Source organism: Psychrobacter sp. PP-21, assembly GCF_033790785.1.
GTDB lineage: Bacteria > Pseudomonadota > Gammaproteobacteria > Pseudomonadales > Moraxellaceae > Psychrobacter.
On sequence record NZ_JAMYEB010000003.1, the window covers coordinates 1 to 13,795 of the forward strand.

Annotated in this window: 12 protein-coding genes; 5 read left to right on the forward strand and 7 right to left on the reverse strand. The window is 43.6% G+C overall.

From position 1 onward, the window contains the following. The first annotated feature begins 305 nt into the window (after nt 1–305). Nucleotides 306–1,145 (forward strand): hypothetical protein, encoded by an 840-nt coding sequence (locus tag NJD71_RS04080; protein ID WP_319050673.1) that lies wholly within the window; start codon nt 306–308, stop codon nt 1,143–1,145. Nucleotides 1,146–1,188: 43 nt separating this feature from the next. Here the strand turns inward: NJD71_RS04080 and NJD71_RS04085 are convergent, their stop codons facing one another. Then, complete coding sequence (locus NJD71_RS04085) at nt 1,189–2,388, reverse strand: IS256 family transposase (RefSeq protein ID WP_319050674.1); 1,200 nt, start codon at nt 2,386–2,388, stop codon at nt 1,189–1,191. Nucleotides 2,389–2,731: 343 nt separating this feature from the next. Between NJD71_RS04085 and NJD71_RS04090 the strand changes: the two genes are divergently transcribed. After that, nucleotides 2,732–3,256: a hypothetical protein gene (locus tag NJD71_RS04090; RefSeq protein WP_319050675.1), complete on the forward strand. Its 525-nt coding sequence runs from the start codon at nt 2,732–2,734 to the stop codon at nt 3,254–3,256. Nucleotides 3,257–3,376: 120 nt separating this feature from the next. Here the strand turns inward: NJD71_RS04090 and NJD71_RS04095 are convergent, their stop codons facing one another. After that, nucleotides 3,377–5,911: a Tex family protein gene (locus NJD71_RS04095; RefSeq protein WP_319050676.1), complete on the reverse strand. Its 2,535-nt coding sequence runs from the start codon at nt 5,909–5,911 to the stop codon at nt 3,377–3,379. Between the two features lie 376 nt (nt 5,912–6,287). Here NJD71_RS04095 and ompR point away from each other — a divergent pair, with 376 nt between their 5' ends. Beyond that, a complete protein-coding gene (ompR, locus tag NJD71_RS04100) occupies nt 6,288–7,046 on the forward strand; it encodes an osmolarity response regulator transcription factor OmpR (RefSeq protein WP_319050677.1) in 759 nt (252 codons plus the stop codon). A 67-nt stretch (nt 7,047–7,113) separates the two neighbouring features. Continuing rightward, nucleotides 7,114–8,337 carry a CobW family GTP-binding protein gene (locus NJD71_RS04105; protein WP_442967647.1) on the forward strand — a complete coding sequence of 408 codons (1,224 nt, stop codon included), beginning with the start codon at nt 7,114–7,116 and terminating at the stop codon, nt 8,335–8,337. Nucleotides 8,338–8,467: 130 nt separating this feature from the next. Here NJD71_RS04105 and NJD71_RS04110 read toward each other — a convergent pair whose 3' ends face one another. The 5 genes from NJD71_RS04110 to ubiG all read right to left on the reverse strand — a co-directional run bounded on the left by NJD71_RS04110 (nt 8,468) and on the right by ubiG (nt 12,585). Continuing rightward, nucleotides 8,468–8,734, reverse strand: a complete 267-nt coding sequence (locus NJD71_RS04110; RefSeq protein ID WP_201600864.1) for a DksA/TraR family C4-type zinc finger protein — start codon at nt 8,732–8,734, stop codon at nt 8,468–8,470. A gap of 177 nt (nt 8,735–8,911) precedes the next feature. Then, complete coding sequence (locus NJD71_RS04115) at nt 8,912–9,706, reverse strand: substrate-binding domain-containing protein (protein ID WP_025651116.1); 795 nt, start codon at nt 9,704–9,706, stop codon at nt 8,912–8,914. 242 nt (nt 9,707–9,948) lie between these two features. Beyond that, nucleotides 9,949–10,797, reverse strand: coding sequence for a YciK family oxidoreductase (locus NJD71_RS04120; protein WP_319050679.1), 849 nt, complete (start codon nt 10,795–10,797; stop codon nt 9,949–9,951). A gap of 175 nt (nt 10,798–10,972) precedes the next feature. Then, nucleotides 10,973–11,683, reverse strand: a complete 711-nt coding sequence (locus NJD71_RS04125; protein ID WP_319050680.1) for an HAD family hydrolase — start codon at nt 11,681–11,683, stop codon at nt 10,973–10,975. Nucleotides 11,684–11,751: 68 nt separating this feature from the next. Then, nucleotides 11,752–12,585 carry a bifunctional 2-polyprenyl-6-hydroxyphenol methylase/3-demethylubiquinol 3-O-methyltransferase UbiG gene (gene ubiG / locus NJD71_RS04130; RefSeq protein WP_319050681.1) on the reverse strand — a complete coding sequence of 278 codons (834 nt, stop codon included), beginning with the start codon at nt 12,583–12,585 and terminating at the stop codon, nt 11,752–11,754. A gap of 501 nt (nt 12,586–13,086) precedes the next feature. Between ubiG and NJD71_RS04135 the strand changes: the two genes are divergently transcribed. After that, on the forward strand, nt 13,087–13,707 hold the full coding sequence (locus NJD71_RS04135; RefSeq protein ID WP_319050682.1) for a thiol:disulfide interchange protein DsbA/DsbL: 621 nt from the start codon (nt 13,087–13,089) through the stop codon (nt 13,705–13,707). Nucleotides 13,708–13,795: the final 88 nt, after the last annotated feature.

The window sequence follows — 13,795 nt, forward strand, 5'->3', positions numbered from 1 at the left end:
CTGATCTTAACCCCATTGAGAAAAAATGGGCACAAGCAAAGTTTCTACGCCAAGGCTGGATGGAGAATAATCTGCCTAAACTGTTTCATGATATGGGCTGTATTTCTTTTATAGTGAACTGACTATACTAATTATTTAAGAAAAAAGAAAAAAGTAAATAAATGAGTATGAAGCAATAGATAAACATATTGATTAGAAGATTAAGTATTGCTTAAAGGAGTGATACTAGACATAAGAATAGTTCTAGCTTCTTATAAGATAGAGAAACAGCAGGATTGCTAACATTAACTAAAAAGGAAATAACGATGAAATACAATGTATTAACAGCCGCCATATTAAGTTCAGGTTTTGCTTTTTTTGCCAGTTCGGCTAATGCCGCCATGGTGACAGACGGTCATGGTAATGTTGGTTACGACAGTTATGAAGAATGCGTGACTGCCGTTCGAGATGGCTCAGCCAAATTCTATACCCCATATACGTATCAAAACCCAAAACGCCAAGCTGGTGAAGCCACTGTTGGTAAGATGCGATTGTCTGAAGTCATGATCCCTCAGAGCGTCGTCAATAACAATAATTTGCCTACTAGTAACTATTCAGCTGGTGCTTGTGACTTAGGTGTTGGTCAAGCAAACGGTCGCTATGGTGTATCAGGAGACTTGGTCGGCAAGTACATCCCTATTGCAGCTGACATGCCTGTCAACGTCTACATGGACAGTGCAGGAAACCCTGTACGCCTGAGCATGCAACAATGTGATAACCATTTTGGCGGCAAGTTCCCTACTCCTATCGTAGGTGAGGTAGCAGCGCCAGAAGCACAACTCGCTATCGCTGAAGCACGTAGCGTCGAACCAGTAATGATTGAGACCACCCGTGTCATCCGCCCTACAAGTTACAGAGTTAAAGAAGTTATCCTTGTGCCAGAAAACCAAGTCAAAAGTATTAATACAGCCAGAGGAGATGCTATTGCCATTGAAAACAGTGCCAATGACACGGTTATCGTTGGGAAAAAAGCAGATGCTGATGTTATTAATAATATAGCAGTGACTCAGAGCTACCCTGTGATAGACCTATCTGATGATGCTGATAGTGACAACCAGCAACGTTCAATGAATTCTGATGATACTGAGTACATGATTATTGAATAAAAACGGTGATGCAGAGGGCGTTCAAAACTCTGTGTCAACTAAATTAAAGACGCATCACCGAATCTAATCGACCAGGGAAATAGATAGACAGCTGCATCATCGTCTGTCCCCAATTACGAATCGGCATCGTCCACTTGGCACTGGCATTTAACATACCAACATACAACAATTTGAGCAAGCTGGTTTCATTCGGGAATGCGCCTTTGGTTTTAGTAAGTTTACGAAACTGACGATGTACCGCTTCCACCGCATTGGTGGTATAAATAGGCTTTCTGACTGCTTCAGGATACTTAAAATAGGCAGATAGCAAATGCCACTTGTCCCGCCAAGACTTAATCACCGCCGGATAATGATCGCCCCAAACAGCCTCTAAATCATCAAGAGCCAATTCAGCTGACTCCTTATTAACTGCCTTATAAACAGGCTTTAAATCGCGCATAAAGGCTTTTTGATCACGACTAGCCACATAACGGATACTATTACGGATTTGGTGAATCACACACAGCTGTACTTCTGTATTGGGGAAAATGGCATTGATGGCTTCAGGAAAACCCTTTAGGCCATCCACACAAGCGATGAGAATATCTTGTACGCCACGATTGTGTAAATCTGTGAGTACAGATAGCCAGTAGTTTGCCCCTTCGCTCTCTGAGCAGTACAGACCAATGAGTTCTTTTTTGCCTTCGGTATTAAGTGCCAATAGCGTGTAAATGGCTTTGCTGACATAACGTCCTTCGTCTTTGACCTTGTAGTGAATCGCATCAAGCCAGACAAACGGATAAACGCTGTCGAGTGGACGAGATTGCCATGCTTTAAGCTGCGGTATCAGCTCATCAGTGATGCTACTGATGGTGGCCTCTGAGACCTCAAGTTGGTAGATCTCAGCAATGTGGTGGCGTATGTCACGGTAACTCATGCCATGAGAAAATAGCGATAGGATGCGGCTATCGATCTCAGCGGTGAGTTTAGTTTGATGTTTCTTGACCAACACAGGCTCATATTCACCGTTACGATCTCGTGGGGTTTCAAGCTCGAAGCTACCCGCTGCTGATTTGACGGTCTTTTTGCTGTAACCGTTACGACGGTTGCTTATAGAACTTTGTTCAAGGTGGCTTTGTATTTCGGCATTTAAGGCAGCTTCGGTGAGCTGTTTGATGAGTGGGGCAAGTACCCCGTCACTGCCTGTGATAGGTTTACCTGCTTGAATGCCTTTTAAGGCTTCGTTAAAGTCAAAGTTTTGCATGGTGTCATTCCTTGTTTTTCATATAGTTTAGGGGAATGACACAGAATTTTGAACACTACCTCAAAAGCTGATCACATTTATATATGCCCTTATCTAAGTCGATTTATATTTAATTCATTTCATATATAGGTCACTTTATATTCAAAGCAGTTTATGTCTAAGCTACTTATTATAAGTTACCTCATATAAGTTACTTTTTTTAAAACACTTCAGCTGAGTGATTGTATTTGGATATAGATGTTAGGACTTGGATATATAGATCGGTTTTCAATTATCAATTTATAGGTTTTGGAGCTTTATAATGAAAAAGAACGTTTTATCTTTAATCGTAGGAACTACTCTTATGTTACCAGCTGTAGCAATGGCTGCCCCTATGGGGAACAGTGACATTATGCCAGCAGATATGCGCAGCACGGCCGTTGATAATACTTTACGAGCTGAAATAGAAGGTCCTGATGGTGAGCTACTAGCTACCCAACCTGGCGCTGTTGATATCGATGAGTCTGATGCCGACGATATGGACGACGAAACCGATGACATGGGTGACGAAGCCGATGATATGATGCGTAATAAGGCCAACAATAATGCCGCTTTGAGAAACAACGCCCAGGTATCTACCAATGCTGCAGCAATGACTGCGGCGCCAACTGCTCAAGTTCCTGCACGTAGCGTCCAAACACCTAACATGCAGCATAGCAATGCAAACTATCAGCCATTGATTGCAGGTGAAGCGGCTTCCGATAATAAAATGGCAGATACCGCTAGTACTTTACAAGAAAAGAAAAAAGACAAGCGCGGTGAGTTACTAGCCACACAGCCAGCCAATATACAGTTCAAAGAAAACCGCCGTATTGCGGTATCGCGTTAAGACTAACAATTTTTTTGAGTCAATCAATGCTTTATCACTGATTTACCGAACATAAAAAGGCAGCCATATTGCTGCCTTTTTACGTATTGCGATTGGTATATTACCTATACCGTAGCGTGCTTATTTCTTTGTCTTAGTCACGCCAGCTTCTTGTAACAAGGCGCCAAGCGTACCCATCTTGCTCGGTGATTCAGCTTTGTCATTTTTGACTGGTTTACTACTGCGGTTACTGTTTGCATTGTCCGGACGCTTGCCGCGTGGTTTAGCGGAGCGCTTATCAGCAGCTGGGCGACTATTATTTGGACGGTTGCTATTTACAGGATTGCTACGTGGACGACTGGTTTTTTCGCCATCCGTATCTGTAGTCGCTGTACGTGCAGGTTTCTCAGATTCAGGTTTCATACTAAAACCGATACGCCCACGTTTTTCATCGATAGAAATAACACGTACCGATACGATATCACCTGGCTTGACGCGGTTCATAGGATCTGCGACAAAATCATTGGCCATCTGTGAGATATGTACCAGACCATCCTGATGTACCCCTACGTCAACGAAACAACCAAAGGCCGTCACATTGGTGACAACACCTTCTAAGACCATGCCTTCGCTAAGATCTTTGATACCATTCACATCATCACGGAAGTTAGCCGTTTTAAACTCAGGTCGTGGATCACGTGCAGGTTTAGCCAGTTCATCTAAGATTGCTTTTACGCTGACATTATCATCGTTAGCCGCTAGTGTGGTCGTATCGATGGCATTTAGCACACCATCATTACCAATAACTTCTGGCAACGGCTTACCCGATTGTGCCAATAAGCTGTCGACCAAGGCATAACTTTCTGGATGTACGCCAGTCGCATCTAGTGGATTGCTACCATTATGGATACGCAAGAAGCCTGCTGCTTGCTCAAAAGTTTTAGCACCTAGGCGTGGGACATTTTTGAGTGCTTCACGACTATCAAAGGCGCCATGCTCACGGCGATACGTGACGATTTGCTGTGCCACATTGCGGTTAAGACCTGCTATGTGAGCTAAGATAGCAGGGCTCGCCGTATTGACGTCCACACCAACCGCATTCACGCTGTCTTGAGTGACTTTATCGAGACTATCCGCTAGCTGGTTCTGGTTCACGTCATGCTGATACTGACCAACACCGATAGCTTTCGGATCGACTTTGACAAGCTCTGATAACGGATCTTGCAGGCGACGTGCGATAGAAACGGCACCGCGTACAGAGACATCTAAGTTAGCAAGCTCATCACTGGCAAGCTCGCTCGCTGAATAGACAGACGCGCCTGACTCATTAACGATAACAGCTTTAGCTTTCAGTGCATCATTTGCCACTAGAATCTCTTTGATCATCGCATCGGTTTCGCGGCTTGCCGTACCGTTACCGATAGCCACTAGGTCTACGTTGTAAGTGCCTAACAGCTCATCAATGACTGTTTTGGCTTCAGTCATTTTGTTATCAGGTGCAAATGGATAAACCGTCGCGATGACAGGCTTTTCTTCGCTGTCTAGCATCACGTGACCTTGAGCGTCCACGATAGCCATCTTTACGCCATGACGGATACCAGGATCAACGCCCAAAATCACTTTGGGGCCTGCTGGTGCAGACATGAGTAGATGCTGTAAGTTGCTAGCGAATACATCAATCGCATCCGCTTCTGCGGCTAGACGCTTTTCAGTCAACAAGCGATGCTCGATATGCGGACGCCATTTGTCTTTCCACAAGCTACTGGCCGCTTCCGTCAAAAATTCACGACGTGCAGCCGGTGCTTTGGCATCAATATCAAAATTGCTAATGATTTTTTCGATAAAGGGGGCATCTTCGCCTTCAATCTTTAGACCCAAGACGTTCTCTTGACGACCACGTAACATTGCTAATAGACGATGATTTGGGAGACGAGCTAGGCTTTCGCTATGTTCAAAATAGTCTTTGAACTTCTCGCCCACTTCGCGCTTTTCTTCGCTCGCAACACTCGATACGATACTGGCAGTTTTGGCAAAACCACTACGCAAGTTATCTAGCAAGCCTAGTGCCTGTGTCCATTCATCAACGATAATTGCCTGTACGCCCGCGAGCTGTTTTTCAATATCACTAAAATCAACTTCAATCTCATTACCACTATCATCAGTAATACTTGATTGGACTTGATAATCAGCCAATGCGTCAGTCGGAGTGATTTCTTGCGTCAATACTGCTTGTGCAGCAACATCGAGACCTGCGGCACGCGCTTTGGCAGCAGGTGAACGACGACGTGGACGATATGGCAGATAGATATCTTCAAGCTCAAGCTTAGAGGTCGCATTATCAATACGTGCCTGTAGCTCATCAGTCAGATTGCCCTGTGTACTGAGTAGCTCCAAGATCTTGAGGCGACGTGTAGCCATATCACGCTCATAGTTCAAAGACTTCTCTAGTGCACGCAGCTGTGCATCGTCCAGATTTTGCGTCTTTTCTTTGCGGTAACGCGCAATAAAAGGGACAGTCGCGCCTTCATCATAAAGTTTCACAAACGCATTGACTTGAGCAGTCTTAATGCCAAGCGCGCGAGCAAGCTTGTCGTGAATATTCGCGTGTGTGGTTGCATCCAAAACCTGTGCATTTGTCGAGGCTTGAGATGACGTTAAGGTATCAGTGCTACTCATATACGTATCAATCGTTGAGAAATGTAGTTTTGCATTATAGCAAAAGCTGCATGAATAAAAATCCTTTTTATCTTTTCGTTATTTATCGTCTATTTTGTGGCGCAAATCGTTTTGTATCAAACGTTCCATGGCTTCGTTAAACAAACGCATACAGCATTTGTCCTTATGAGTGATGCAATTAACGGTGCAATCTTATACACTAAAGTATCAATGGCACAAATATCGATATGCGTTGACATATTGAACAATAGTTTTTGATTTTGTGACGTATTTGTCTTGACCAATAATTAAATAATGGCAACCAATAGCAATGTTTTATTCATCGCTTTTGACTCGTAGTTTCTGCTAACAATAATTTTTATAAAAGGATGCCTGTATGACTGATAATAACAGCCCAGATACTTTGACTCAGCGTATTTTAGTCGTCGATGACGATGCCCGTCTGCGCTCTTTGCTGCAGCGCTTTCTAGAAGACGACGGGTTTGTGGTTCGTACTGCTCACGACGGCAGTCAAATGGACAAACTCATGCAGCGCGAGCTTTTCTCTCTGGTCGTACTAGATTTGATGTTGCCAGGTGAAGACGGTATCAGTATCTGTAAACGCTTACGCGAAGACAATGCTGACATCCCAATTATCATGCTGACCGCCAAAGGTGGCGATGCAGATCGCATCGCAGGTCTAGAAGCAGGTGCAGATGACTATCTGCCAAAACCTTTTAATCCAAAAGAGCTATTGGCGCGTATCAAAGCCGTATTACGTCGTCAGAATCGTGAGCTCCCAGGCGCACCAAGTCATCAATTAGAAGTGGTTGAGTTTGGTCCATGGACCCTAGACTTATCAACTCGTACGCTCAAGCGCGACGGCAATGTGGTGACGCTTACCACAGGTGAGTTCTCAGTGCTCAAAGCCTTGGTACAACATCCACGTGAGCCACTGACTCGTGATAAGCTGATGAATCTTGCTCGCGGGCGCGAATGGGGCGCGATGGAACGATCTATCGACGTACAGGTATCACGTCTACGTCGTCTGATTGAGGATAACCCGTCGCAAGCGCGTTATATCCAAACGGTATGGGGTGTCGGCTATGTGTTCGTCCCTGACGAGGCTGAGGCAGACACCGTCAAAAGCGAGTAGCTTTTGACTACTATCATTTCCTTTTAGTATGGGTCGTGTTCGGTAACTCACAAATACGACCTATATAATGAGCATTTCTGTGAAAAACTCTGTTATTTTTCAAAATATACCCTGCACGTTAGTGACAGGGTTTTTAGGTGCTGGCAAAACCACAGTGATCAATCAGTTGCTTGCCGCAAAGCCTGATAACGAACGCTGGGCTTTACTGATCAATGAGTTTGGTCATATCGGTATTGATGGTGCACTCTTAGCAAGCTCACAAGACAGCACGTTTGAGCAAAAGAACATTGCCATTCGTGAAGTCAGTGGCGGCTGTATTTGCTGTACCAGCCAGTTGCCCTTACAAATAGCGATCAGTCGTCTACTCAGTGACCATCATCCACAGCGACTCCTTATCGAGCCTACAGGGTTAGCTCATCCGCGCGAGCTTATATTACAGCTCAGTGCCCCCCACTGGCAGACAGCTTTGAAAATGAGCGCCGTGATCACTGTACTGAGCGCTGAGCAGTGGAAACAGACTAAATACCGTCATCATGATGGCTTTCAAGCGCATATCCGTGATGCCGATGTACTGATCATCAATCGCTATACTCAGTTGAGTAGTAACGAAAAACAATCCTTGGTAGAGTGGGTAGCCAAGCTCAATTCGCAAGTGAAAATTGTTTGGGCAGTATCTGAACAAGTGATGCCTGATATAGCAGGCTCGTCAAATACCCCTTTAGCACATAACTACTTAGCAACGCTAAACGAGCAACTGCAGAAGCCCAGCGCTATCATTTCAAACCAACGCAAAGTCAACATCGCTCATAATCAGAAATCTATGCTTGGCTCACTGTCACAGCCCAGCGCTTTGGGAGTTTCGTCATCCTCGAACGGTCTTGGGGATGAGGCTGAGAATCAAGCTAATACTGATACCGAATTACCCTGTCGATATCATGAAGAGCAGCAAGGTTTTCAGCTGGCTGGATGGCGATTGCCTACACACTACGTGCTAGACGCTGATGAATTACAAAACTGGCTATTAGCACTGCCAAACTGGCAGCGTATCAAAGGCGTGGTACATACTTCAGATGGCTGGCTGCAACTCAACTTCAATCCTGGCAGTATAACTACCAAGACAGTTGGTGCACAGAATGATAGTCGATTGGAAGTTATCTTACAGTTAGGCAATACTGTCGATACAAATATAGAAAAAATAGAGACCGCATACCATGCTGAATCGTCATCCAACTCTATAGATTGGGAGGCTTTTGATCGAGAATTAATGGCGATGGTCATACAATCGCTCTAGAATAAAAGCATTAACACAAAAAAATGAACATAAAAAAGCGACCTCTGCTATGTAGAACAGGGGTCGTTCTTTTGTGCTAATTCTGAATTTTCTTACTCAAAGTTGCTTAGCTCTTGCTAAAATCATTCAATTAACGCAATTGACTGTCTTTACTACCACGGCGATTGAACAGTTCCGCAGCCTTTGCTTCTTGTTCAAGCTCGGTCTGACAGCTGACACAGTGTTGAATACCAGGAACCGCTAATCGCCGCGCTTCTGGAATAGGGTTACCACATTCATCACATAGCTCAGCACTGATACCTGTAGGCAGCGAACGTCGTGCTCGCTCTAACGCATCGTTGACCGTTGCGTCCATCTGCTCGTGCTCAGCACCATCTCTTGACCAACCACCTGCCATAATCCCATCCTATTTATTTTTTAATGATCATTGCTTTATAGATAAATTCTTTAATAACAAATAGATGGGGTGGTTATTGCTAATTACAATATGCAAATAACAAATGTGTTTGAACGATTAGTGAGAATTATATTTAGGGTATTTACTTTTTAAGAGTGTATGCCTAAAACCTTCTACTCAGCGTTGCCACCCTTCTGTTTTCATGATTTTTTGTCCTTTTTTAGTGATTAAAAAGTTAAGAAAATCTTTTGTTTGAGGATCAGCTTTTGGTGATACAACGATGTTTAAATCACGCCAGATAGCTCGATCCTTATCTATACTAACCATGTCCATATCTTTGGAATTATTAAGCGGCCAATTCGGCCAAGTTATCCAAGCATCTGCTTTTTCATCTTTAAATGCTTTAAAACTGGCTCCAGATCCTAAAGAATACGCTACTATATTATCTCGAAAACGAGCAATATCGTTTAAGCTTCCTTTGCGTCCTGCGAGATCCTCCCAAACTCCAGTACCCGAAGTGTTATATGTTCCTTTACCTTCGGTCACAACTATTTTAATCCCCTTAGCTAATAAATCATCAAAGCTACGTATATTTTTAGGATTTCCTTTTTGTACAGCTATGATTGCTGGTCGGATATAAATGGGTTCAACTTTTTCATGATCAAAAGTTTCGTATGTCTCAAGAAATGCAGTCATTGATTGCTCAGAAGTTCCCCACAGAGCATCGGCATCAGCTTGAGCGTCAGCCGACCATTTGTCTTCAGGTCCTGCTATTAATTCTACCTTGGTACCACCTTGCTTTTCCCAGACATCTGCCACTTTTCTTAAAGCGGTATGTGGGCCACCTGCTCCATACAGCTTTATGACACCATCCTGAGGATTGTGCTCGATGGAAGGATCAAAAAGCGTGGTTTGCGCAAAAGCTGAAGTACAACTTAGCAGCACACATGCAGCAGCAATGGACTTATTCATAAGTATTATCCTAAGTAAAAATCATTGGTAGTTTTGACAAAAAACAGAGTCGTATTTACTATAAAACAGATATCTTGCTGTTGGTATATATTTTTTGTAGCTTCTATTAGCACATCAAGCAACTAAAGAAAATTTATACCAGTTTCGCATCCTAGTACGACGCATCTATTTCATTTAGTATCAACTATAGCTACCCAAATTACTTTTACGCTTTGTATTCATGCAAGTTTAAGTAACACCTCTTAATCTTTTGGCTGTAGCTCAACAACTTGCCCGCGCACGCCAATGCTGTCATCACTCATCAGACAGACATAACCTGCCATAATATCCTCAGGTGTTTTTAAACTCATAGGGTTTTCACCTGGATAAGCATGAGCACGCATATTGGTGCGCGTACCGCCAGGATTCACGCAATTAAAACGTAAGTTTGTGGTGTTTTGCGTCTCTTGTGTAAAGATATTGCTCATACCCTCTACTGCTTGTTTTGAGAGCGCATAAGCGCCCCAAAATGCGCGGGGATGCGTACCTACTGTACTAGAGGTAAAGACGATAGAGCCGTGATCAGCATCTTTCAATAAGGGAAGCAGTGCTTGGGTGAGCATAAAGGTCGCCATAAAATTAACCTTCATCACTTCAGCAAACGTATCGACGTCGTACATCTCAAGCGGGGTCAATTGTCCAAGCACACCAGCATTATGCAATATGCCATCCAGTTGACCCACTTCTTTGTCGATCAATCCTTCTAACTGCTGCATCTCAGCATAAGTCGCCCCTTCTAAATTCATAGGCAACATTGCAGGCTGCTTACCACCCAGACTTTCAATCTCATCATAGACATATTCAAGCTTGCTACTGGTCCGTCCTAGCAATAGGACTGTGGCACCATAGCGAGCGTAGGTCAAAGCGGCAACACGGCCGATACCATCACCTGCGCCAGTCACCAAGATAGTCTTACCATCTAGGCAATCATTAGGTGGCACAAAACTACGAATATCATCATGAGTCAAAGGCTGGAGGCGACTTTGGACGGTTCTTTGGTTGTCTTGCTGACTGTTTTGTTGATTGGCTGGCTGGTCAATATGGTCACTCATAGCGTTGCTCACTACTTATCATTTATTATCATGGAATCGTTAAAATACGTGCTTGTCTTTAGAGACTGAAATATACCAATAGCTGATAGCTATAAAACTAAAAACTAAAAACTAAAAACTAAAAACTAAAAACTAAAAACTAAAAACTAAAAACTAAAAACTAAAAACTAAAAACTTATAGATAATCGAATTTGCCAGAAGACAACAGCAGTTTGTTTAATTGCTCAGGGGTATCAGCAATATAATCAGCACCCCACTTTTTCAAAGACTTCTGATCTTCAGGCGGAATATAACCGTAAGCGGCTAAAATCGTTGGCATACCAGCCGCATTGCCTGCTTCTATATCACGTATATGGTCACCGACATATAGGACACAACCAGCTGCGCCGCGAGGAATCCCTAGCTTCTCTAATGCCATATACATCGGCTCTGGATCAGGCTTTGATCGGGACACATCATCAGGGCATACCAGAGCGGCACAGCGATCATCTAGTTGCATTTCGCTTAATAGCTTTTCTGCCAGATAACGGGGCTTGTTAGTGACAATTCCCCATGGGACACCTTTTTCTTCTAAATCAGTCAGTACCGCTTCGAGCTCATGGAACACACAGCTGTCCACACAAATATCGGCTTCATAGTCGTCTAAAAACTGCTGACGAAAATCAAGCAATGCGTCATCGCTAACCTCAAGTTGATCATTGTGTCTGAGCATCAATTGCACCATAGCTGACGCACCCGCCGAGACTTGCTCACGGATTGCTGCCTCAGGCGGCGCTTGCCAGTTATTCTCCAAACTCATTTTGCCAATGATACGAACAAAATCAGCAGCAGTATCGATTAACGTCCCATCAAGGTCGAATAAAACAGCTTTTACGAATTGGGTCATAGTGAATGCTCTTGAGATTGATCATATATTTAATGAATTACGGTGAATGTAGGTAATTGATACCAGTATCAAGCCAATGGCTTTTGGACTGCCATCATATAATTAACATCGACATTTTGGGCAAGCCAATAGCGCTTAGTCAATGGATTGTAATGTAAGCCAATAATATCCTGACGGACAAACCCCGTGTCTATTGCCATCTTGTCTAATTCAGCTGGCGTGATGAACTTGGCATAGTCATGGGTACCGCGATCGAGCAATCGTAGTACGTATTCTGCTCCCACGATAGCAAACAGATACGACTTGGGGTTTCGGTTAATTGTCGACAGCACACAGACACCGCCAGGGGCTAGCAGCTCATAACAAGCCTGCACAATCGAGCTAGGATCAGGAACGTGCTCAAGCATTTCCATACAGGTTACGACATCGAACTGACCCGCATGCGTCTTTGCCAGCTCTTCAATTGGGATATGCTGGTAGCGTAAAGTATTTTCTAATCCGCTTTGTTCTGCGTGCAGCGCCGCCGCTTTTAAATTTTCGGTACCTAGGTCAATTCCTGTCACATCAGCATTGCGACGTGCCATAGACTCTGCCAATATGCCACCGCCGCAGCCAACATCAAGTACCTTTTTGCCAACAAGTCCTTGTTCAGCTGTTTCGGCAGACGTGCCATTATTACTAGTATCGCCCTGATAGCCACGTTTGATGTTTTCTTCTATCCAGTTCAAGCGTAATGGATTGATCTCATGCAGAGTGGCAAAGGCACCTGTATTGCTCCACCATTCGCTTGCCAAATTATTGAATTTCTCGACTTCGCTAGGATCAACATTGACAGTATTAGCCGATCTATTATTTAAGTTTTCGTCGTTTGAAGATGACGAAACAGGTAAGGCTGAGCTCATAGGATTGTCCTTGATTACTATTATAGTTGTTATCGTATGCAGTGCACGATTATGTGTTCAATATTAGCATGGCAGCTGCAAATTTGTCGTAAGTACATCGTCACTGATTGTGAATAGGTTTGGTAAATACACATTTTTTATGAGTTATCACCTTGTCGCAGGCATTATTTGCTCGCATTATTCGTAATCATCACGGAGCAAGGATCATGATCAGTGTTGGCGAGACAAGGCCAAACAAGCTAAGACTGAAAAGCGCTAAGCAATATGTCTTCAATAATAGCTAACAGCTTTACAACTGTCGGTTAAGAATCCGATTCACAAGTGTATGCATTTTGCGTTATCATAGTCGATACCTTAATACTGCTGTATCGTTCGACTATACCTGGCGCTGCATCATTCAAACACGGTGAAAACTGCATATTGCAAATATCATGCGTTTGAATACCACCAGTGCACAAACCTCTTAACGAACTCCAAATCCCTACACCTCAAGGATAAAGTATGAAACGTGTCATGACACTGACTGGTCTAGCGATGGCCATTGGGCTTGCTTCTATGGGCGCACAAGCTGCGGACTATGTCGCTGGAAAAGATTATCGCGTACTAGACAATCCAGAAACCATCAGCGGTGATGCTATCATTGTTCGTGAGTTTTTCTGGTATGGCTGCCCGCATTGTAATGTTCTTGATCCGCATATGGAAAAATGGGCAAAAACCAAAGACAAAGATGTCGTGTTTTTTAGAACACCCGCAGCGCTCAACCCTGTTTGGGAAGCCAATGCACGTGGTTTTTACTCCGCTCAGCTTTTGGGCTTTGAAGACAAAACTCATGCTGCATTATTTGATGCCATCCATAAAGATGGCAAAAAACTGTTTGATCAATCGTCATTGAGCAAATGGTATGCATCAAAAGGGGTGAACGAGAAGAAATTCAACAGTCTTTATAACTCATTTGCAGTGGGTACAAAAATTGGTCGCTCACAAGCAGGTGCTAAACGTTATCAACTGTCTGGCGTACCAGCCGTCGTTGTACAAGGCAAATATGTGGTAACTGGTGAAGATGCTAAAGTACCTAAAGTTGTTGAATATTTAATCGATAAAGCGCGTGCTGAGAAAAAATAATTGAAGCAAGTGCAAATCGAAACAGCCTAGTGAACCTAGTGATACATACAATGTGAATCACTAGGTGATACAAAAAAGCCAATCATAA